The following is a 20,365-nucleotide window of genomic DNA, read 5'->3' as shown; positions in this document are numbered from 1 at the left end:
CTCACCGTCTTCGCGAGCAAGCCCGCTCCCACATTGACTGTGCCCACTTCGAATAGGTGGTGGGGTTAGTACCGCGCATCCACGGGCTTACCCCCCTTCGGCCAGTCCTTCACCTTGTCCGGGAAATCCGGACGAGGTTGTTGGGAGAAGTACGCTGCCACATCCACCGCCTCCTGATCCGACAACCCGCCCTGCCCCAACGGGAATTTCTCGTGGAAACCGATCGGCATGTTGCGTTTGACGAACGCCGCCGCCGTGTACAGCCGCGCCATCCCCGCCCCGATATTGAACGACTGCTCGCCCCACAACGGCGGGTACACCAACTCGCCATCCGCCCGCGTCAACCCTTGGCCATTGTCGCCATGGCACACCGCGCACTGCTTGGCGTAGACCTGCCTGCCATTCTGCATATCCGGCTTGATCGCCGGGTCGACCTTGCCCACCCCGCGCCCGGCGACTTTGTCTTCGGGCCTGGTGTTGTTTTTCATCCAGTCGAAGTACGCCACCATCGCCTGCATATCCGCCGATTCCGCTGGCAACGGCTTGCCATTCATCGAGCGACGGAAGCAGCCGTTGATCCGCTCTTCCAGGCTCACCACCTTGCCCGCACGCGGCGCATAGCTCGGGAAAAATGCCGAGACGCCCACAAACGGCGAACCATCCGCCACAGTGCCGGCGTTGAGATGGCAGCTGGTGCAGTTCAGCGAGTTGCCCACGTTATTGGGCAGCAGTTCCTTGGTCTGCAGGTGCAGGCGCATGCCGCGTACCACCTGATCGGCATTCGGCGCCGCCAACAATTCGGCCAGGCGTGGGGTTTCAAACGCTGACGAGTCGGTGGTGACCGGGTTGAGCTGGCCGCGCATTTTCTTCACTTGGGCAGCCGTGACAGGCGTGCCTTCGTTGCCCCAACTGCTGCGCACGAAACTGAGGATTTCAGCGATTTCCTGATCCGCCAACCGCGCAAACCCAGGCATGGTGTAGACCCGTGGATGGGCTGCGGTCTCGGCGGTTTCCCAACCGGTGAGGGTGATGTGCAGCAGTGACGTCGGGTTGTTCGAGGCAACGCTCGGGTTGCCGGCCAACGGCGGGAACAGCCCTTTCACCCCGCCGCCATCGCTGCGGTGGCAGTCACTGCAAAACTGCATATAGCCCAGGCCACCACGGCTGGTGAACAAGTCCTTGGGCGGTGCGGCGGGTTCGTGGGCCACGGCGGGCATCGGCAGGTCGTCCTTGCCCGGCGGCAGGGATTTGAGATACGTCGCGATGGCGGTCAAATCGGCATCGGTGAAGTGTTGGGTACTGTGATGAATCACATCCGCCATGTTGCCCGCGACCGTGGCAAAGCGGTTCTGCCCGGTCTTGAGCAATTGCACGGTGTCGTCCACCGTCCACAGGTTGCGCAGGCTCAAGGCGCGCCAGTGCTCGACAGTCTCCCCGGCCAGGTAATGCCGGCCACTGCGGCCCGCGTCGCTCAGGGCTTTTTCCTGGAAGGCGATGCCGCGCGGGGTGTGGCACGAGCCGCAGTGGCCCAGGCCCTGGACGAGGTAGGCGCCACGGTTAAGCACGTCATCCTTCGCCGGGTCCGGCACGAATGGTTGCTTGTCGAGAAACGCCAAATTCCACAACGCCAGGCCCCAGCGCTGGTTGAACGGGAAGCCCATCTCGGCGTCCAGGTTGGGTTTGTTCACCGCCTCCACGCCCTGCATCAGGTAGGCGAACAAGGCGCGCATGTCGCCTTCGCTCATCTTCGCGTAGGACGGGTAAGGCATCGCCGGGTACAGGTTCTGCCCGGCCGGCGTCACGCCTTCACGCATCACCCGGTCGAACTGCTCGAAGGTGTACTGGCCGATGCCGGTGTCACGGTCCGGGGTGATGTTGCTCGAATAGATCGTGCCCATCGGCGTGCCCAGTTCCAGCCCGCCGGCCATCTGCGCGCCTTGCCTGGCGGTGTGGCAGGCGATGCAGTCGCCCAGTTGGGCAACGTATTTGCCCTGTTCGATCAGCGTGGGGTCGGCTTCGTTGGCGTGCAGGGGAAGGGACAGGCACAGCACCACCCCCACAAGGCCCAGACGTGACAGGGGAAAAATCATCGCACTATTCCTTTAATAACCCGGCCTGGGGCGGTCCCCTCGGCGCAGGTCTGCAATCGTTTTTATTGGGTCATCAGGCAGATAACCGGGGCATGGCCAGCCCCAGCTTCGTTGTAGCGGATTTTTTGCGCGCGGCCCTTGATGTGGATCAGGCGGCATGTTCTACAGTGGAACTGAAATTGACTAATTGACGCGGGCATCGATGTCGGCGAGGAGAGCAAGGATGCGTTATTCACCCTTTGTGGGGCGCATTGGCGGCGAATCCGTCAGTGCCTGGGATATTCACTACGCCGCCGCCGAAGCCCAACTGCGTGGCGAAGACGTGATTGTGCTCAGTGTCGGCGACCCGGATTTCGCCACACACAGCGCGATCTGTGAAATCGCCGTGGACGCCCTGCGCGCCGGCGACACCCACTACACCCCTGTGCTCGGCCGCCCGAAACTGCGGGAAGCCATCGCGGCCCGGCAGAGCCTGCTGCAAGGGATTGCGGTGCACGCCGACAATATCGCCCTGGTCGCCGGCGCGCAGAATGGCCTGTTCGCGGCCTGCTTGTGCCTGTTCAGCCACGGCGATGAAGTGCTGGTGCCAGAGCCGATGTACCTGACCTACGAGGCCTGTGTCCAAGCCTCGGGGGCACGCATTAAAACCGTCGAACAACCGGCCGCCAACGGCTTTCGCCTGACCCGTACCGCGCTGCAAGCCGCGATTACCGACAAGACCCGGGGCATCGCCCTCGCTACACCGTGCAACCCCACCGGCAACGTCTACTGCCGCGAAGAGCTGGAAGCCGTCGCCGAAGTGGCACGCGCCCACGACCTGTGGGTGATTTGCGATGAAGTGTATGGGCAGCTCATCTATGACGATCAACACCTGAGCATCAGCGCATTACCCGGCATGGCCGAGCGTACGGTGGTGCTCAACAGCCTGTCGAAAAGCCACGCCATGACTGGCTGGCGGGTAGGCTGGGTGGCCGGCCCGCCCACATTGATCAACCATCTGGAAAACTTGCTGCTGTGCATGATTTATGGCCTGCCAGGGTTTATCCAGGCGGCGGCGATCAAGGCACTGGAACTGGATGAGGCCTTGGTCAGCGATGCCCGTGTGGTGTATCGGCGCCGGCGTGACCTGGTGGTGAACGCGTTGAGTGCGATCAGCGAGCTGGACTGCCGAGTCCCCCAGGCGGGCATGTTCATGCTGGTGGACGTACGCCGCACCGGGCTCAGCGGCCGGGAATTCGCCTGGCAACTGTATCGCCAGACCGGCGTATCGGTGCTTGACGCCCAAGCGTTTGGCCCCAGCGCCGAAGGGTTTGTGCGGGTTTCGTTTACCGTCGCCGATGACACCCTCAGGGAGGCTTGCCAGCGCATTGCCGGCTTCGTCGAAGGGCTTGGGGCCGACGCCGCGCCTTTACGTGATCGCCGATAACAGGTAGCGGCTGTACCAGGAATTGGGCTACGAAAAACGCGGCTTCGAAATGGGCAAGCGCCTTGGTTAAATCAACCGTTGGTAAGATGCCCCTTGATGACCTGTACGTATTTCTGTACGTTTCAGCCATTAAGCGAGGACTCAATTATGGAAACTATCAACTACACCCATGCACGGGCCCATCTCTCGGACACGATGGATCGGGTAAACGAAGATCGTGCCCCTCTGTTGGTGACCCGGCAAAAAGGTGAACCGGTGGTCATGATCTCTCTCTCAGAGTTCAACGCTCTTGAAGAGACGGCCTATCTGCTGCGCTCTCCCAACAACGCGGAACGCTTGATCAAATCGATCAACAGCCTGCGAGCCGGAAAGGCCAAGCCGAGGCAGTTGATTGAAGAATGAAAATACTCTTTACGCCTGAAGGCTGGGACGACTACCTCTGGTTTCAACAAAACGACAAAGCTGGGCTCAAACGCATCAACTTACTGATCAAATCGATCCAGCGTGATCCTTTTGACGGCGTTGGCAAACCAGAACCACTCAAACATAACCTCAGTGGTTTCTGGTCCAGGCGAATCACAGCGGAACATCGTCTGGTGTACGGGATTGAGGAGGGTGAAATACAGATCCTCATGTGTCGCTATCACTATTGACGCCATTTACCGTCAGGATCCTGCCTTGACCTGATCCCCCTCCCCGCTGAAAATGCGCGACGCTTTTCCCGTCTCCCCGTTTACTGAAGTAGTGAAATTTCAATGTCTGATTCCCGCACCGAAGAATCCGTAGTCGCCTTGCAATCCAAAGCTGAATACGAAAACGCCATCAATCTTTCACAGCACGTGCCGGCGGCCAAGACCATCAGTGAAATGGTGCTGGACGCGTTCCACACCTCCAAGGAAAGCGACCAGATCCGCGAGCTGCGCGTGGCCATCCGCCAGGCCCACGACGCCTTCGACGACGACAAGGCCTACGACCTGATGGGCGAGCTCAAGCAGCTCAAGGACGCCGAAGCCGCCGACAACGCCGCCCTCGAAGACCTGAACAGCAAGTTCTCCATCAGCCGCATCCTGTCCAGCTTCAAGGACGACCCGGAGTTCCAGGAGCTGGTCTACGGCCTGGCCCTCAAGGTGCTGAACCAGACCCACCAGGCCATCAGCAACCCGAGCGCCGGCAAAGGCAAGGCTTCCCGCCCGAAGAAGGAAGTGGAAGTGTTCGCCATCAGCAAGGACGGCATCAGCGTCACCCTGCCGCTGCGTTCGCCGCGCTCCAAGCCGAACGTCGACCGTGAGGCGTTTGAATTCCTCGGCTTTACCTTTGTCGGTGAAGGTGACGAGGCGGAACTGGAAGTTGAAACCTTTGTGGATAACTCGGGCGCCGAGCAGCCACTGACGCGTAAAAGCATCATCACCGCGCTGCAGCAGCAGACGGCGTTTGAGGGCTACAGCATCGCCCAGCAGTAACTCGATCTAAATGTGGGAGCGGGCTTGCTCGCGAAGACGGTGGGTCAGTCACGTATGCATTGACTGACACTCCGCTTTCGCGAGCAAGCCCGCTCCCACATTTGACCTGCGTCGCAGCGAATTCAGCCTACGACTTGAGCCGCAAACACCTCGCGAAACCGCTGCATCTCATCAGCGTTGCCCACGGTGACCCGCACCCACTGCGGCCAGTTTTGCCACACGCGCCCTATCTTCACGCCCTGCTCGCCCAGCCGCTCGATGACCTGTTCCGCCGGACGGCGCACATCAATCATGAAGCAGTTGCTGTGAGACGCCGTGCAGGTGAATCCGCGGTTTTTTAGCCAAGCCACCGTCTCATCCCGCAACCGGGTATTGAGCGCCTTGCGCGCCGGCACCAGTTGCGCATCTGCAAGGCTGGCGCGGGCGGCCAGCAGGCTGGCGGCCGCCGGCACGTTGTCCCCGCCAAACACCGCCAGTTGTTCCAGCAGCTGCGGATGACCGATCGCAAGCCCCAGGCGTGCGCCGGCCAGGCCGTAGATTTTCGAGAACGTGCGCAGCACCAGCAAGTCGTCATGGTCCTTGACCCAAGCCACACAACTGGGTGCGTCACTGAAGTCGATGTAGGCCTCGTCCACCAGCAAAATGCTGCCCTGGGGTTTGCGCGCCAGTGCCTGTTCGATGGCCTTGGCGGGTGTGAGGGTGCCGGTGGGATTGTTCGGGTTGCAGAGGTAGATCAGGCCGGGCTGGCGGTCAACGGTGAGCATGGCGGGAAGGTCATGGGCGTGATCGGCGGTGAGGTCTACTTCATGCACCCTGGCCTTGCACGACTCGGCTGCCTGGCGCGGAACTTCGTAGGAAGGCGTGGCCATCACCAGGCTGCGGGTTTCGCTGGTAAACGCCAGCACCGCGTAGCGCAACGCAGCCATGGAGCCGGCGAACACCGCCACCTGCTCCTCCAGAATGCCCTGCTGCCGGGCAAATTGTTCAACCAGCGCGTACATGTCCGGGTACGGGTAGCGCCCCGAAACGGCAATACCGCGCTGCATGGCCTGCCGCGCAGCCGGCGAGGGCCCGTAGGGGCTTTCGTTGTAGTTGAGCAGCACCTCGGGCGCCGCCACGGCGGGGCTTGCCTCAGCCCAGTCCAGGCGACCCAGCAACGGCAAGGCCGCGCCCAGTGCGATCAGGGAACGACGACTCACGTTGACCATGAAGACCTCTCCTTGTCGGCTCGCAGCTTCAGGTGCGGGATTCGCCCCCGTTCCTGCAATTGGGTATGACGAGGAAAACAGCCGGTGATTTACCCAACCAACAAAAAGCCCCGCACTTCATACCGAAGGCGGGGCTTTTGCGTTTCCGGCTAGTTGGAATGAAAACGCCGGTTCAACGCGATCCGCTTGGCCTCCACTGCCCGCAGGTGTTGGTGGTGACGGCGCCACAGCAACAGCACGATGATCAGCACCAGCACCACCAGGCCACCGCCCCACAGCAGGTACGGCATGGCCGTGATCAACAACGGCGCATCCCCGCCACGACGCAGGCTGGTGACTTCTTCGGAACTGACGCTCAGCGCCGGGTTGCCGAAGGTCTGCAGGCTGTAGTTGGCGATGGCGGCGATTTGCGCGTCGTTCAGGTCACCGCCCAGGGCCGGCATGCTCACGGCGCCGTCGGCACCTTTGCGGTCGATGCCCGCGATGATCGCCATCACCAGGTTGTTGGCCTGGTTGCCGTTGAGCGCGGTGTTGAGGCTCAGGGACGGGTAGAACTTGTCAGCCGAGCCCTGGCCATCGCGGCCGTGGCAGCTGGAGCAGGCCGAGTTGTAGAGGCGTGCGCCATCCAGTCCGGTGGCGTCGGCCAGTGAGGCTTGATCGCCCTGGCCGGTTTCCAGGGTGCTCATGTCCACCGGCTTGACGTCACGCACCACCCGCTCGGTTTGCCCGGGATCGCGGATCGGCGGCACGCTGTGCAGGTAGGCGGCCATGGCATGCAGGTCGCTGTCGCTGAGGTAGCGGAAGCTGTTTTCCACGGCTTCGGCCATGCCGCCCGCGGCTTGGGCCTTGTCGGCGAGGTGACCGTTTTTCAGGAAGTTGACCAGGTCGTCCTCGCTCCAGTCGCCGAGGCCACTGACCTTGTCGGAGGTGATGTTGGGCGCAACCCAGCCCCCCAGTTTGGCGCCGGCCAGGTACTGGCTGTTGTCCTCGGCCATCAAGGCATTACGTGGGGTGTGGCAGGCGCCGCAGTGGGCGAGGTTGTCCACCAGGTACTGGCCACGGCTGGTCTGTTCGGTGGCGCCGGGCTTGGGCACAAAACCCTGGCTGTCGAGGAACACCAGGTTCCAGCCGAACATCAGTTGGCGGATGTTGAACGGGAACGCCAGGTGCGTTTCCGGCACCGGCTGGTCCACGGCTTTGACGCCCTGTTGCAGGTACACATACAAGGCGTGGATGTCGTCATCGCTCATGCCCTGGTAAGAGGTGTAGGGCATCGCCGGGTACAGGTGCTGGCCCTTGGCGTTGATGCCTTTGCGCAAGGCGTCCGCCAGTTGCTGCTCGGTGTAGTCGCCGATGCCGTAGGCCTTGGACGGGGTGATGTTGCTGGAGATGATCTTGCCCATGGGCGAGTCGATCACATACCCGCCGGCCAGCGGCGCGCCGCCATTCTCGGCGGTACGGTGGCAGGCTTCGCAATCGCCGGCACGGGCGACATAGGCGCCCTTCTCGATCAGCGCGGCAGTGTCTTCAGCGGCAAACACCGGCAACGCGGTGAGCAGCAAGGCCAGCAATGGAAATTTAAGCAATCCCATGACCTAGACCTCCCGCGCAATGATGTCGGCCATACGGATACTCAGCGCCACGCCGGCCAGGGTCGGGTTGATGGTGCCGGAGGCCGGTATCACCCCGGTGGTGGCGAGAAACAGGTTGGCGTGGTCGTGGGTGCGGCACTCGTGGTTGACCACCGAATCCTTGGGGTTGGCGCCCATGATCACGGTGCCCATCAGGTGGTCGCGGTTCTGGTAGCCGGTGTTGTCTTCCACCACCGTACCGCCCATCAGTTGCACGAAGTGCGCATAGTCTTCAGTGACGCCGGCCTTGGCCGCCTTCACGTAGTCGCCCACCTCGTAGTTGACCACCAGCATCGGGATGCCCAGGGCGTCCTTGCGGGTGCGGCTCGGGCGCACGGTGTTGGTCTGCAATGGCAGGGTTTCATACACGGTAGAGACGTCGACCCAACGCGCCGCATCGTGGCGGATGCGTTCGTCCAGCTCCTTGCCGTACACGCCCTGGGCGATCAGCCGCTTGGCCACGGCAATGTTCGGCACGTTGTTGGAGATCGAGTGTTTGACCGAGGCCCGCTCCTTGCGGAACTCGCCGTCGCGACGGTTGAAAATCCCGCCCTGCTGCACCGCGCCACGTCCCGGCCACAACGGCTCGTCGGCGATAAATTGCAGGCCCTGGCCGGTGTGGTCCATCAGGTTGCGACCGACCTGGTCGGAGGAGTTGGCCACCTCGGAAATCAGCAGCAGCTTGGGGGTTTCCAGGCCGTGGGCGGCAACGATGAAGTACTTGGCAGTGAGCCGCACATCGGCGCCGGTGGAGCTGCGGTAATGGATGGCGACGATCTTGTCGTCCGCGCCTTTTTCCAGCTTGTAGGCGGTGGCGTCGGTGATCAGCTTGGCGCCGGCCTGTTCCGCATGGCGGGCGTGCACGTCGCCGCTGTACATCGCACCAATGGGGCAGACCGGCATGCAGTTGTTGTTGCCGCTGCACGCCGGGCGCCCGTCGTAGGGTTCAGTGGCACGGCCATTGGGCTCATGGATAAAGTGATACCCCGCCGGGGCCATGCGTTCGCGCAGGCGCTGGAACAGGTAGGTATCACCTTCCGGCGCCATCGGGTACGGGCTTGAGCGTGGCGGGAACGCGCCGCCGCCCTGCCCGCTCTGGTCCTGGGTGTCACTGCCGCATACGCCCAGGGCAATTTCCGCACGCACGTAATAGGGTTCCAGCTCGCTGTATTCCAGCGGCCAGTCGCGACCTACGCCGTAGAGCGTCTTGAGTTTCATATCGTTGGGCAAGTAACGCCAGCACGCTGCCGCCCAGTGCCAGGTGGTACCGCCCACCAGTTTCAACATGCCGGGGCGGAACTCGAAAGAACCGGTGTTCTCGATGTATTGATCATCGTAAGAATGATGGGCCCACGGTTCATTCGGATAGGGTGAGTTGTAATTGCCCTTGTTCGACGAATTACGGAAGTTCTCGACTATCTTCCAGCGGGGAATATGTTCACCGGCTTCCAGAATAATCACTGACTTGCCGTGCCTGGCCAATTCAAATGCTGCGTTACTGCCTAATGCGCCGGAGCCAACCACAATGACATCGGCGTCAAAATCCTGATTCATAAAAGTGCCTTGTCTTAGTCGTTGGCCAGCGTGGCCGGAGGATTGACCCAGTAATTGGTTTTTCCCCGGGAGTACGTCGGGATCACCGTGGCGTCCGCGGTCGGCGCATAGGCCAGGGCGCCGGTGAAGGTGACCAGGCGCGTGCCGTCGGTGGCGCGCAGGGACACCGGCGTGCCGGTGTAGCCCAGGTACCAGGCGGAGACGATTTTCTGCGTCGTGTCCTTGATCACCGGGTCGGCGTAGAACGGGCTGCCGGACAACTGGCCGACGTTGCGCAAGTGATGCTGGCCAACCTTGCTCCACAAGGCTTTGATCTTCTCGGGGAATGCAGGGTCGTTCCGGGTGCACTGGGCCAGGATGCGCAAGGACAAGGCGGCATCCAGGTTCGAGCGTTCGAGGAGGAACATCGACAGTTGGCGGAAGGATTCAATGTCGTCGCTGGCGGCGCTGCTGACTTCCTGCGCCAGCGCGGCACCTGCCCACAGCGGGGCAAACAGGCCAGCACCGGTCAAGGCTGCGCCTGAATACAGGAGTTTTCTTCGGGTTATCACGGGATATCTCCTCATGAGTCGAACAACTATCGGCGCACGGGCCTAGTTCGACTTCACTGCAAAAGGCTGAGTACTTCGTTCACGGAGGTTGAACGGACTTTAAGAGCCCTTTTTATAACTGCCAGGAGAACGCCAAGCTGTCGTGCAGCTTGTTAATGATGAGAATGAGCAACAACGCGACCGTCTATAACAGCCGCTTAAACACCGTACAGCAATTTATCCTGCAATAACATGAAACATCCATTTGGATGTTTGCTCAGTTGTGCAGGTAATCCGCGAGGGGATACTTCGCGCACAAGGCTTGAGCCTGCAAGCGCAGTGATTCCTGTGCATTCGGATCCAGGGTGAACTTGTGCTCGTTGAGGGGCGTGACCGCATCGAGTACCCGGCACACCAGTTCGACGACCTGCCGACATCCATCGGCGTCGAGCTGGCGTTGCGCCAGGGAGCCGGTGCCGATACACAACCCGCCAGCGACGAATGATGGTCGCGTCTCTCCCGGTGCGCGATGCTTGTCCACGATGATGCCGCACTGCTCCAGCGCCGCCTGGGCGATGGCGCCGGTGATGCCGCCACGCAAGCGAATCAGCACCGAGTGGTTTTCACTGCGCCCGCCCACCACCTCGTAGTCACAGGCCTGGAACGCGCTGGCCAGTTCGTCGGCCGTGGTGCGAATACGCGCCATCCAGGCGTCGAAATCCGCGCACATGGCGTAGCCGAACGCCGCCGCCTTTGCCGCGATCATGTTGAAGGCCGGTGCGCCCTGCATTCGTGGGAACACGGCTTGATCGAGGAGCCGGCTGAAGCTGGTCTTAAGGCCCGGCACCTTGGTTTCGGCGTCGCGACCGGAAAGGATCAGGCCGCCACGCGGGCCGCCCAGTTGTTTATGGGTGCACAGCGTAGTGACGTGGGCTGCGTCGATCGGGCTCGGATGGCGCCCGGTGGCGACCAGGCCGGCGATGGTCGAAATGTCCGCCAGCAGGATCGACCCGGCTTCGTCGGCAATCCCACGCAAGCGCGCGAAATCAATGGTGTGCGAGTAGGCCGTCGCCCCGCAGATGATCACGCGCGGGCGATGGGCCAGCGCCAGTGTGCGCACCTGGTCGTAGTCGATAACACCCTTGGAGGTAGTGCCGTACCTGAGCGCCTTGTAGTTCGCGCCGGTGAACGCGACGGGGCTGGCGTGGCTCAGATGCCCGCCGTGATCGGGGGCCATGCCGAGCACGGTGTCTCCCGGCTCCAGCAAGGCCGCCAGTACCTGATAGTTGGCAGTCGACCCCGAGTGTGATTGCACACCGGCGTATTGCGCATCGAACAGCTCACGCGCTCGGCGCACAGCCAGGGCTTCGACCCGGTCGGCATTCTCGCAGCCGGCGTGATGACGCCAGCCGGGCGTGCCCTCGGCGGTCACGTTGACCAGCAGCGAGGCGGACGCCGCCAGGATATTCGGCCTCACTGCGCAGGACGAAGCGGCCAGCGACAGCGTCTGGTGTTGGCGCGTGACTTCCGCATCCAGCAACCCTGCCAGCTCCGCGTCTTCTGCCCGTAGATCCGCCAGCCCTCGTTGCAGCAGGTCGGCCTGGTGGGTAAGTGATTGCGTGTCGACTGCCATTGTCCTGTGTTCCTTCCCTGAAAATCCCGTGCGCCTTTCCGTTGGGCGCAGGGCAATTAAGCAGAAAAATGAACATTTTCCAAATTAAATGATTCTTTTTGGCCGCACACAGGGGGACAAGGCGCGGTTTTTCCTGGCTGGATGATGGCCAATCGCCAAAAAACTGATCACGGTCTTTATTCTTGTGGCAGGCGCATGCAACACTTCGCGCCGCGGCGAAGCACGCACCCCCAGCGCAACATGGACGCTCTGTGTAGAACATAAGGAAGTGGTGGGCATTTGATTCACAGAAAAGAACGCACCGAGTATTTGAAGAGCAATATCAAATACCTGATCAAGAGCCGCGGAGAGACGCAGCTGTCGTTGTGCAATGCGGCCGGCCTGACCAGAACCACGATCTACAACATTCTGGAAGGCAAGGTCGTTAACGTACAGCAGTCCACCATCCGCAAGATCTCGGATTTCTTCGGCGTTTCCTATGAAGAAATCGAGACCCTCGACTTCGAAGAAAAAGAGATCATCGACAGCAGTATTTCCCCCCAGGGCAACATGAACCCTGCTGCCGTGCCGATCATCAAGCAAAGCCAGGTCATGGCGAGCATGGACAAGCGCATTGGCGAACTCGCCACGCTGTACCCGCTGACCTACTACTTCGGCACTTCCTACAACTTGATAGCCGTGCTGCTGGAACATGCGATTGCCGGCGTCAACGAGCCGGGCGATTTGTTGATCGTGCAGAAAGGGACGTCGAGCGACGACAAGGAAAAGTTGGTGTACGACAGGCTCAGCAAAAAACTATTTATCACGGATCAAGCGTGTGTCAGCTCGGATCGTATCTGTGTGGTGGGAGATATCATTGAGGAGCGCTTCAATGACAACGTATGAGCACGAAGTCGAAAACAGCAAATACAAGTTGCTGGGGTTCGAGAATGACAAGAGCCTGGCGGTGATCATGGTGATCGCCACGGGCAAGATCATTCGGATAAAGCTGAGCGAAGTGCTGAACAGCGAAATCATGGACAATTTAAATAAAATGGAAGTCAAGAACATGTACAAGAAGTTCTACTCACAGGGCGGAGCGCTGACCGCGTACGACCTCAACGACCGCAACGAGAACTCATGGATGATTTACATCATCCTGAACCTACTGCTCTTTACGTTCTATATCTTCACCAGCATCGCCGCGACCAAACCTATTTACCTGGAGTCGCTGGGCATTATCGTCACGCCCGGCACGTTCCTTTACCCGCTGACGTTTCTGATCGTGGACTTGCTCAACGAACAATTCGGCCTGCGGCTGGCGAGACGGGCCATCCTGTTTGCGTTTGCCAGTAACGCGATGATCATCATCCTGCTCTACGGCTCGACCTTCCTCCCCGGCTTGCCAGGCTGGAAGCTCGACGGGCCTTACAACGACGTGATCATCCAGGTGTCGTCGGTGCTCATCGCCTCTTCGGTTTCGTTCCTGGTGTCGGAGAATATCAACTCGTACCTGCTGTGCAAGATCAAGGAGCTGACCAATTCCAGGTACCTGTTCCTGCGGATTTTCCTGAGTACGTTCTTCGCGGTGATCATCGACAGTTTCCTGTTCTGCTTCATCGCGTTCTACGGCGCCATGCAGACCAGCGACATCCTGAACATGATCTACGTGCAGATCGCGATCAAGGTTTGCTTTGCCTTCTTCAACATCCTGCCGGCCTATGGCGCCCGCTCGCTGTTCAAGCGCTACATCACGGGCGATACCCAGGCCCAACCGCACGCCAGCTGATGATCGTTCCCACGCTCTGCGTGGGAATGCCGCGTTGGACGTTCCGCGTCCGCCTTTGTGACGCGGAGCGTCACGGGATGCGTTCCCACGCGGAGCGTGGGAACGATCGACATCACGCCAGTTTGCTTTTCAGGCTCTGCATGACGGCTGCCTTGTTTTCGAGGTAGTCGTTCAATCCACGTGCGCGAAGGTTGCACGCGTCGCAGTTGCCACAACCCGTACCGATAATGCCGTTGTAGCAGGTCAGGGTCTGGTTGCGGATCAGGTCCAGCTGCTGGTGATCGTCCGCCAGGGCCCAGGTCTCGGCCTTGTTCAGCCACATCAACGGCGTTTCCAGGCGCACGTCGTATTCCATGCCCAGTTGCAGCGCTTTGTTCAGCGCCTTGACGAACTCGTCCCGGCAATCGGGATAGCCGGAGAAGTCGGTTTCACACACCCCGGTGATCACCGTTTCCGCCTTGACCTGGTAGGCGTAGATCGCCGCGAGGGTCAGAAACAGAATGTTCCTGCCTGGCACGAAGGTGCTCGGCAAACTCTCGCCCGAGCTGTTCACCGTGGGTACCGGAATGTTGTCGCGGGTCAGGCTGCTGATGGCCAGCTCGTTCAACAGCGACACGTCCATCACTTTGTGAACGGTGGCGCCCAGCTGTTTGGCGAGTTTCTGTGCGACTTCGATTTCCGCCACATGGCGCTGGCCATAATCGAAGGTAATGCAGTGCACCTCGTCATACAGCGCCAGTGCCTGGATCAGGCAGGTGGTCGAATCCTGCCCACCACTGAATACGATAACGGCTTTTTTACTCATCACGCTGCTTCCTGCATTTGTAAGATTTGGCATAGTTTAAAGGCCCCTCAATAAAAAACCCCGCGCTTCTTTCGAAGGCGGGGTTTTTTACTGCTCGATCACTCAGTGAGCGTACGTCAGCAGCAACTCTTTCGGCACCTGGAAATCCAGGGACATCATCACGCTCAAGGCGGTGATGGTGAAGATCGAGAAGACGAACAGCTTGCGTGCCCAGACAGTGTCATCCACCGCCTTGTAGCCGGTCCAGGCCATGTACAACCAGTACATGCCCATGGCGGCGGCAACGGCGAGGTAGCTCATGCCGGCGTAGCCACTGAAGGTCAACATCAAGGTCGCCACGAGGAAGGCCAGGATGTAGAGCAGGATGTGTTTCTTGGCGACCTTGATGCCACGCTTGACCGGAAGAACCGGAATCGAGGCAGCCAGGTAGTCGTTGAAGCGGAAGATCGCGATGGCATAGGAGTGCGGCATCTGCCACAGGCTGAACATCACCAGTAGCACCAACGCGGCCATGTCGAAGCTATTGGTCACAGCCACATAACCAATCACCGGCGGCATCGCCCCCGACAGACTGCCCACCAGCGTGCCGTGAACCGACTTGCGCTTGAGGTACAGGCTGTAGAAGCCGACGTAGATGACAAAGCCGATCACGGCAAACAGCGCCGCCAGCGGGTTGGCCACCTTGTACAGCAACACCACGCCGGCGATACCCAGGATGGTCGCGAAGATCAGTGCCAGTTTCAGGGAGATAAGGCCCTGGACCAGCACACGATTCTTGGTGCGTTCCATCTTGATGTCGATATCGCGGTCGATGCAGTTGTTGAATACACAACCGGAAGCTACCACCAGGGACGTGCCGATCATCGCAGCCAGGAAAATGGCCAGATCGACATGCCCCTTGGAGGCCAGGAAGAAACCGCCTGCCACAGAAAGCACGTTACCGAAAATGATCCCCGGTTTGGTGATTTGGATAAAGTGCTTAAGCGACATCGGGTCTTACCTCACTTCGCCATCATGAACGTATGGATGCTGAACATGATCCATACCGACAGGCCAACCAGCAGGAGGATCACCAAACCTGCGAACACGAACGCAATCACGTTATCGCGCTGAGCCTTCGAGCGGTCCAGGTGCAGGAAGTACACCAGGTGAACCAGGACCTGGATCACCGCGAACGCCAGGACGATCATCAAGGTGATCGACTTCGGCAAGGTTGGGTACATCACCAGGCCGAACGGGATCAGCGTCAGGATGACCGACAGGATGAAGCCAATGGCGTACGACTTGACGCTGCCGTGGCTGTCATCATGGCTGTCATGGGAATGTGCATTAGCCATTACAGAGTCCCCATCAGGTAGACAACGGTGAAGACGCAGATCCAGACCACGTCCAGGAAGTGCCAGAACAGGCTCAGGCAGCTCAGGCGAGTCTTGTTGGTGTTGGTCAGGCCATGTTTGTTGACCTGATACATCATGGTCGCCATCCAGATCAGACCGGCAGTCACGTGCAGACCGTGGGTGCCTACCAGCGTGAAGAACGCCGACAGGAAGCCGCTACGGTGCGGGCCGTAACCTTCGGAGATCAGCAGGTGGAACTCGTTGACCTCCATGCCGATGAAGCCCAGGCCGAACAGGAAGGTCAGTGCCAACCAGCTCAGGACGCCTTTCTTGCTGCCCTTGTAGAAGGCCAGCATGGCGAAGCCGTAGGTGATCGAGCTGAACAACAGCAAGGCGGTTTCGCCGAGCACGTAAGGCAGTTCGAAGATGTCGTGGCCCGACGGGCCACCCGCTACGTTGTTTACCAGTACCGCGTACACCGCGAAGATCGACGCAAACAAGATGCAGTCGGTCATCAGGTAGAGCCAGAAACCGAATACGGTCATTGGCCCCGAGTCGTGGTGATGGTCATCGTGCCCATGGTCATCGACATGGGCGTGTCCAGCATTGGTCACTAAGTTCGACATGGTTTAAGCCTGTTCCAACGAGGTTTCAACACGGTTGGCCGGGATCTTCTTCTCGGCAACCAGGCGAGCGTGTTGCTCGGCTTCGATGCGTTCGATCACGTCGACCGGCACCATGTAGCCTTGGTCATCACGGGCAGCGTGAACGATGAAGTAGCCGATGGTGCCCACCAGGCTCACGATGGCCAGCCACCAGATGTGCCAGATCATCGCGAAACCGAACACGGTCAACAGCGCGCCCATCACAACGCCGGTAGCGGTGTTGTTAGGCATGTGGATCGGTTCGTAACGCGCAGGCTTCTGGTACGCAGTACCGTCTTCCTTGGCTTCGGTGAACGGATCGATGCTGTCAGCCTTCGGCAGTACGGCAAAGTTGTAGAACGGCGGTGGCGACGAAGTCGACCATTCCAGGGTGTGTGCATTCCATGGGTCGCCGGATTCGCACATGTTCTGCTTGCGATCACGCACGCTGACATACAGCTGGATCAGCTGGCAGGCGATACCCACAGCGATCATCAGTGCACCCACCATGGCAACGTACAGGTACGGTACCCACTCAGGGTTGGTCGTGGCGTTCAGACGACGGGTCATGCCCATGAAGCCCAGAGCGTAGAGCGGCATGAACGCGACGAAGAAGCCCGAGATCCAGAACCAGAATGCAGCCTTGCCCCAGCCTTCGTGCAGCTTGAAGCCGAACGCTTTCGGGAAGTAGAAGCTGAAACCTGCGATGTAGCCGAATACTGCGCCGCCGATGATCACGTTATGGAAGTGAGCAATGACGAACAGGCTGTTGTGCAGTACGAAGTCAGCACCCGGGATGGCCAGCAGTACGCCGGTCATGCCGCCGATCGCGAAGGTCACCATGAAGCCCAGGGTCCACAGAACCTGGCTGGTGATACGCAGACGACCGTGATAGATGGTGAATAGCCAGTTAAATAGCTTCACCCCCGTCGGGATGGAAATCAGCATCGTCGCCAGTCCGAAGAACGCGTTGACGCTGGCCCCCGAACCCATGGTGAAGAAGTGGTGCAGCCAAACCATGAAGCCCAGTACCGAGATCGCGCCCGAGGCGTAGATCATCGAGTGGTGACCGAACAGGCGCTTGCCCGAGAAGGTCGAGATCACTTCAGAGAAGATACCGAACGCTGGCAGGATCAGGATGTACACCTCAGGGTGACCCCATGCCCAGAACAGGTTCACGTACATCATTGGATTGCCACCAAGTTCATTGGTGAAAATGTGGAAATCCAGGTAACGGTCAAGCGACAGCAACGCCATGGTTGCAGCCAGGATCGGGAACGATGCAACGATCAGTACGTTGGCCCAGGTGCAGGTCCAGGTGAAGATCGGCATGTCCATCAGCTTCATGCCAGGGGCGCGCATTTTCAAGACGGTGGCCAGGAAGTTGACCCCCGTCAGTGTCGTCCCGAGTCCTGATAACTGTAGCGCCCAGATGTAGTAATCCACACCCACGCCCGGACTGTAGGCCAGGCCCGACAATGGCGGATACGCAACCCAACCGGTCTTGGCGAATTCGCCGACGCCCAGGGACAGGTTGATCAGCACTACGCCGGATACCAGCAGCCAGAAGCTCAGGGAGTTCAGGAACGGGAACGCAACGTCACGCGCACCGATCTGCAGCGGCAAGGCAAGGTTCATCAGGCCGGTGAAGAAAGGCATCGCCATGAAGATGATCATGATCACACCGTGGGCGGTGAAGATCTGGTCATAGTGTTCAGGAGGCAGGTAGCCAGGCGAACCCTCGGTGGCCATGGCCAACTGGGTACGCATCATGATGGCGTCGGCAAAACCACGCAGCAGCATGACCATGGCAACGATGACGTACATGACGCCGATTTTCTTGTGGTCGACCGAAGTCAGCCACTCGGTCCACAGGTAGGTCCACTTCTTGAAGTAAGTGATACCTGCAAACAGTGCCAGACCACCCAGCGCGATCATGGCGATGGTCACCATCACGATCGGCTCGTGGAACGGGACCGCATCCCAACTTAATTTACCAAACATCGTTTACTCCTCTGCCCCAGCAGTTGAATGCGAGCCCGTGTCAGAACCTTCAACCGCGGCCACTTCTTTCTTCTCGTGCTCGATCGGCTTGCCTGGCTTCATACCTTCGTACTTGTCGACGATTTTCTGAAACAGGTCCGGCTCGTACGTGGAGTACAGGGCGACTGGGTTGTTCTGGCTTGGTTTGGCAAGGGCGTCGTATTCAGCTTGATCAAGCTGTTTAGGTGCGGCCTTGACTTCGGCTACCCAGGCGTTGAAATCTTCCTGGCTCGTCGAGATCGCTTTGAATTTCATGCCGGTGAAGCCAGCACCGCTGTAGTTGGCGGAGATGCCTTCCATTTCAGCTTTCTCGTTCGCGATCAGGTGCAGACGGGTCTGCATGCCTGCCATCGCGTAGATCTGGCCACCCAGTGCAGGGATGAAGAACGAGTTCATCACGGCGTCGGAGGTGATCCGGAAATTAAGCGGGGTGTTCTCCGGGAACCGGATCTGGTTCACAGTGGCGATACCCAGGTCCGGGTAGATGAACAGCCACTTCCAGTCCAGCGCGACCACTTCGATGTTGATCGGCTTGACGTCGGAGTCCAGCGGACGGTACGGGTCCAGCTCATGGGTCGACTTATAGGTGATGTAACCCAGGGCGATGATGATGAGGATCGGCACCAGCCACACCGCGATTTCAATCTTGGTGGAGTGCGACCACTTCGGCGCGTAGGTGGCGCTGGTGTTCGACGCGCGGTATTTCCAGGCGAACGCGAACGTCATGATGATCACGGGCACCACGACCAACAGCATCAGCAGGGTGGCGGTGATGATCAGGTTGCGTTGATCCAGACCGACCTGACCTTTAGGGTCGAGCAAGGTCCACTTGCAGCCTCCCAGCATTAACATCATGCCAAGCAGCGGCAAAAAGCCTAGTAATCGGGGGTACCTGTTTTTACTCATCTCACGACCTCTAAAGCAGCTTGCGCAATGCAGTTGGGTTTTGATCGCCAACACTTCACCCTGCCAAGGGTTGGCATTTCTCTTCGATTGAATAAGGGCCTGCCCGTCGCACCTTGCGCGAATCGACACGTCCCGGGCTAGCGGTGAGTTCTTATTCGAATTCGTTGGTCAAAGGCCTTGTTACAGACCAATTCCATTTGGTGCGGATAGTTGAAAGGCTGCCGGCACCTGGGGTCGCATGAAACGTTACATCCGCTTCTCGACCGCCCTAGTTTGCTCAGGGGTGAGCAGCACCGGACATTCAGTGCGGGCGATTGTAGTTAGCTAGCGATGTATAAACCATGTCTTATCCAGAAATAATTTTTATCGTTTCCAGCAATAATCCTTCACCATTATTGCAAAGGTCCGCGATCGTATCGCGTTTGATTCTCGACAAAAACCACAAAAAATGCCGTGTTATTGGGCAATCTGCCACATCCCTTACAGCCTGTAAGGGCATCGAAAACGGATCCAAGTCCCCTAAAAACAAGGCATTCGGACATCGGGCAATGTCGCCGACCGCACGCCACTCGCGGCGTCGGCCAGACGACGAACTGACAGCCATAAAACGCCGCTTCATGCAAATTTATGGCGCGTTTACGAGCGTCAGAAACGTCCTGCGACAGCTTCCGTGTGACAACATGTCGCACGCTGCGCACACTCAAACTTGCCCCGCGTCACGGCCTCTTCACAAATGCCTACAAACAAAAACGCCCCAGCCTTCTTTAGAGGAAGGCCGGGGCGTTGAGTTGTAACCGCTTAGGCTTTGCCCTGGCGATTACGGTAAATGCCCAGTGGCACCAGGATCACCGTCAGCACAAAGGCCACCAGCGCCCACTGGGCCAGGGACAGGCCGAGCACGGGCGGGTACGGCGTCTCACAGAAGCCGTCGACCTGGAACCCCAGGGGAAACACCGAGGCCAGCGGCAAGCCATCGACAATCGGTTGCAGCACGTCGATGCCGCAGCTGACCTTCGGAAAGAACTGGATGTACACGTGATAGCCGGCAGCGGCGACGCCCCCCAGGGCGCTGAGGGTCACCAGTGCTTCAAACACCGTGACACTGCGGGTGGTGCGCATGGCGGCACCGATGAAGGCGAAGATCGCGATCAGCAGCAAGGCATAACGTTGCAGGATGCACAGCGGGCAAGGGGCCTCGCCCAGCACCACCTGCATGTACAGCGCCCCGCCGATCAGCGCCAGGCAGATGATGCCCAGCAGTACCAGAAAGCGTCGCTCCCTGCCCAAACGCAATTCGTCGATCATCCCCGTTTCCCTTTAGCCAATGATG

General features: G+C 59.6%; 19 protein-coding genes. 6 read left to right on the top strand and 13 right to left on the bottom strand.

Features of this window, described 5'->3' with window-relative positions; translation table 11 throughout:
- Positions 1-65 precede the first annotated feature (65 nt).
- On the bottom strand, positions 66-2,090 hold the full coding sequence (locus tag HYE77_RS30280) for a c-type cytochrome (protein ID WP_177070280.1): 2,025 nt from the start codon (positions 2,088-2,090) through the stop codon (positions 66-68).
- A gap of 223 nt (positions 2,091-2,313) precedes the next feature.
- Here HYE77_RS30280 and HYE77_RS30275 point away from each other — a divergent pair, with 223 nt between their 5' ends.
- The 4 genes from HYE77_RS30275 to HYE77_RS30260 all read left to right on the top strand — a co-directional run bounded on the left by HYE77_RS30275 (position 2,314) and on the right by HYE77_RS30260 (position 4,976).
- Positions 2,314-3,516 (top strand): pyridoxal phosphate-dependent aminotransferase, encoded by a 1,203-nt coding sequence (locus HYE77_RS30275; RefSeq protein WP_177070278.1) that lies wholly within the window; start codon positions 2,314-2,316, stop codon positions 3,514-3,516.
- 147 nt (positions 3,517-3,663) lie between these two features.
- Positions 3,664-3,918 (top strand): type II toxin-antitoxin system prevent-host-death family antitoxin, encoded by a 255-nt coding sequence (locus HYE77_RS30270; protein WP_087692805.1) that lies wholly within the window; start codon positions 3,664-3,666, stop codon positions 3,916-3,918.
- Positions 3,915-4,169, top strand: coding sequence for a Txe/YoeB family addiction module toxin (locus tag HYE77_RS30265; RefSeq protein WP_087692806.1), 255 nt, complete (start codon positions 3,915-3,917; stop codon positions 4,167-4,169). Before HYE77_RS30270 ends, HYE77_RS30265 begins: the two co-directional genes overlap by 4 nt.
- A gap of 102 nt (positions 4,170-4,271) precedes the next feature.
- The gene (locus HYE77_RS30260) at positions 4,272-4,976 is read left to right on the top strand and encodes a hypothetical protein (RefSeq protein WP_003216395.1); all 705 of its coding nucleotides are present in this window, start codon (positions 4,272-4,274) and stop codon (positions 4,974-4,976) included.
- 122 nt (positions 4,977-5,098) lie between these two features.
- On the opposite strand, the gene HYE77_RS30255 is transcribed toward HYE77_RS30260, so the two are convergent.
- The 5 genes from HYE77_RS30255 to glyA all read right to left on the bottom strand — a co-directional run bounded on the left by HYE77_RS30255 (position 5,099) and on the right by glyA (position 11,532).
- A complete protein-coding gene (locus HYE77_RS30255) occupies positions 5,099-6,184 on the bottom strand; it encodes a pyridoxal phosphate-dependent aminotransferase (RefSeq protein WP_177070276.1) in 1,086 nt (361 codons plus the stop codon).
- 149 nt (positions 6,185-6,333) lie between these two features.
- Complete coding sequence (locus HYE77_RS30250; protein ID WP_177070274.1) at positions 6,334-7,776, bottom strand: cytochrome c; 1,443 nt, start codon at positions 7,774-7,776, stop codon at positions 6,334-6,336.
- Between the two features lie 3 nt (positions 7,777-7,779).
- Positions 7,780-9,369 (bottom strand): GMC family oxidoreductase, encoded by a 1,590-nt coding sequence (locus HYE77_RS30245; protein ID WP_177070272.1) that lies wholly within the window; start codon positions 9,367-9,369, stop codon positions 7,780-7,782.
- Positions 9,370-9,383: 14 nt separating this feature from the next.
- Positions 9,384-9,920, bottom strand: coding sequence for a sugar dehydrogenase complex small subunit (locus tag HYE77_RS30240; RefSeq protein ID WP_023659207.1), 537 nt, complete (start codon positions 9,918-9,920; stop codon positions 9,384-9,386).
- A gap of 256 nt (positions 9,921-10,176) precedes the next feature.
- Positions 10,177-11,532: a serine hydroxymethyltransferase gene (gene glyA, locus HYE77_RS30235; protein WP_177070270.1), complete on the bottom strand. Its 1,356-nt coding sequence runs from the start codon at positions 11,530-11,532 to the stop codon at positions 10,177-10,179.
- Positions 11,533-11,811: 279 nt separating this feature from the next.
- On the opposite strand from glyA, the gene HYE77_RS30230 reads away from it, so the two are divergent.
- Positions 11,812-12,417, top strand: a complete 606-nt coding sequence (locus HYE77_RS30230) for a helix-turn-helix transcriptional regulator (protein WP_003216382.1) — start codon at positions 11,812-11,814, stop codon at positions 12,415-12,417.
- Positions 12,404-13,300, top strand: a complete 897-nt coding sequence (locus HYE77_RS30225; RefSeq protein ID WP_003216380.1) for a queuosine precursor transporter — start codon at positions 12,404-12,406, stop codon at positions 13,298-13,300. Before HYE77_RS30230 ends, HYE77_RS30225 begins: the two co-directional genes overlap by 14 nt.
- Before the next feature lie 112 nt (positions 13,301-13,412).
- On the opposite strand, the gene queC is transcribed toward HYE77_RS30225, so the two are convergent.
- The 7 genes from queC to HYE77_RS30190 all read right to left on the bottom strand — a co-directional run bounded on the left by queC (position 13,413) and on the right by HYE77_RS30190 (position 20,340).
- Positions 13,413-14,105: a 7-cyano-7-deazaguanine synthase QueC gene (gene queC / locus HYE77_RS30220; protein ID WP_003216378.1), complete on the bottom strand. Its 693-nt coding sequence runs from the start codon at positions 14,103-14,105 to the stop codon at positions 13,413-13,415.
- A 102-nt stretch (positions 14,106-14,207) separates the two neighbouring features.
- Positions 14,208-15,095: a heme o synthase gene (gene cyoE / locus HYE77_RS30215; RefSeq protein ID WP_003216376.1), complete on the bottom strand. Its 888-nt coding sequence runs from the start codon at positions 15,093-15,095 to the stop codon at positions 14,208-14,210.
- Between the two features lie 11 nt (positions 15,096-15,106).
- Positions 15,107-15,442, bottom strand: coding sequence for a cytochrome o ubiquinol oxidase subunit IV (gene cyoD, locus HYE77_RS30210; protein ID WP_003216374.1), 336 nt, complete (start codon positions 15,440-15,442; stop codon positions 15,107-15,109).
- Positions 15,442-16,068, bottom strand: coding sequence for a cytochrome o ubiquinol oxidase subunit III (locus HYE77_RS30205; RefSeq protein WP_008435616.1), 627 nt, complete (start codon positions 16,066-16,068; stop codon positions 15,442-15,444). The genes cyoD and HYE77_RS30205 overlap by 1 nt, the downstream gene beginning before the upstream one ends.
- 3 nt (positions 16,069-16,071) lie before the next feature.
- A complete protein-coding gene (gene cyoB, locus HYE77_RS30200) occupies positions 16,072-18,090 on the bottom strand; it encodes a cytochrome o ubiquinol oxidase subunit I (protein WP_003216371.1) in 2,019 nt (672 codons plus the stop codon).
- A 3-nt stretch (positions 18,091-18,093) separates the two neighbouring features.
- Positions 18,094-19,035 (bottom strand): ubiquinol oxidase subunit II, encoded by a 942-nt coding sequence (gene cyoA / locus HYE77_RS30195; protein ID WP_008435619.1) that lies wholly within the window; start codon positions 19,033-19,035, stop codon positions 18,094-18,096.
- Between the two features lie 798 nt (positions 19,036-19,833).
- A complete protein-coding gene (locus HYE77_RS30190) occupies positions 19,834-20,340 on the bottom strand; it encodes a disulfide bond formation protein B (protein ID WP_008435621.1) in 507 nt (168 codons plus the stop codon).
- Positions 20,341-20,365 lie beyond the last annotated feature (25 nt).

Origin of the sequence: Pseudomonas sp. IPO3774 (assembly GCF_013386835.1) — a bacterium.
Taxonomy (GTDB): Bacteria; Pseudomonadota; Gammaproteobacteria; order Pseudomonadales; family Pseudomonadaceae; genus Aquipseudomonas.
Note: the sequence above shows the minus strand (reverse complement) of the source record. Positions and strands in the feature narration are given on the sequence as shown.

Bases quoted from the DNA above. Each gene is read 5' to 3' on its own strand.
- cyoD (WP_003216374.1), bottom strand. From the start codon at position 15,442: ATGGCTAATGCACATTCCCATGACAGCCATGATGACAGCCACGGCAGC.
- HYE77_RS30260 (WP_003216395.1), top strand. From the start codon at position 4,272: ATGTCTGATTCCCGCACCGAAGAATCCGTAGTCGCCTTGCAATCCAAA.
- cyoB (WP_003216371.1), bottom strand. From the start codon at position 18,090: ATGTTTGGTAAATTAAGTTGGGATGCGGTCCCGTTCCACGAGCCGATC.
- cyoE (WP_003216376.1), bottom strand. From the start codon at position 15,095: ATGTCGCTTAAGCACTTTATCCAAATCACCAAACCGGGGATCATTTTC.
- queC (WP_003216378.1), bottom strand. From the start codon at position 14,105: ATGAGTAAAAAAGCCGTTATCGTATTCAGTGGTGGGCAGGATTCGACC.
- cyoA (WP_008435619.1), bottom strand. From the start codon at position 19,035: ATGAGTAAAAACAGGTACCCCCGATTACTAGGCTTTTTGCCGCTGCTT.
- HYE77_RS30250 (WP_177070274.1), bottom strand. From the start codon at position 7,776: ATGGGATTGCTTAAATTTCCATTGCTGGCCTTGCTGCTCACCGCGTTG.
- HYE77_RS30245 (WP_177070272.1), bottom strand. From the start codon at position 9,369: ATGAATCAGGATTTTGACGCCGATGTCATTGTGGTTGGCTCCGGCGCA.
- HYE77_RS30190 (WP_008435621.1), bottom strand. From the start codon at position 20,340: ATGATCGACGAATTGCGTTTGGGCAGGGAGCGACGCTTTCTGGTACTG.
- HYE77_RS30275 (WP_177070278.1), top strand. From the start codon at position 2,314: ATGCGTTATTCACCCTTTGTGGGGCGCATTGGCGGCGAATCCGTCAGT.
- HYE77_RS30205 (WP_008435616.1), bottom strand. From the start codon at position 16,068: ATGTCGAACTTAGTGACCAATGCTGGACACGCCCATGTCGATGACCAT.
- HYE77_RS30280 (WP_177070280.1), bottom strand. From the start codon at position 2,090: ATGATTTTTCCCCTGTCACGTCTGGGCCTTGTGGGGGTGGTGCTGTGC.
- HYE77_RS30255 (WP_177070276.1), bottom strand. From the start codon at position 6,184: ATGGTCAACGTGAGTCGTCGTTCCCTGATCGCACTGGGCGCGGCCTTG.
- HYE77_RS30265 (WP_087692806.1), top strand. From the start codon at position 3,915: ATGAAAATACTCTTTACGCCTGAAGGCTGGGACGACTACCTCTGGTTT.
- HYE77_RS30270 (WP_087692805.1), top strand. From the start codon at position 3,664: ATGGAAACTATCAACTACACCCATGCACGGGCCCATCTCTCGGACACG.
- HYE77_RS30225 (WP_003216380.1), top strand. From the start codon at position 12,404: ATGACAACGTATGAGCACGAAGTCGAAAACAGCAAATACAAGTTGCTG.
- glyA (WP_177070270.1), bottom strand. From the start codon at position 11,532: ATGGCAGTCGACACGCAATCACTTACCCACCAGGCCGACCTGCTGCAA.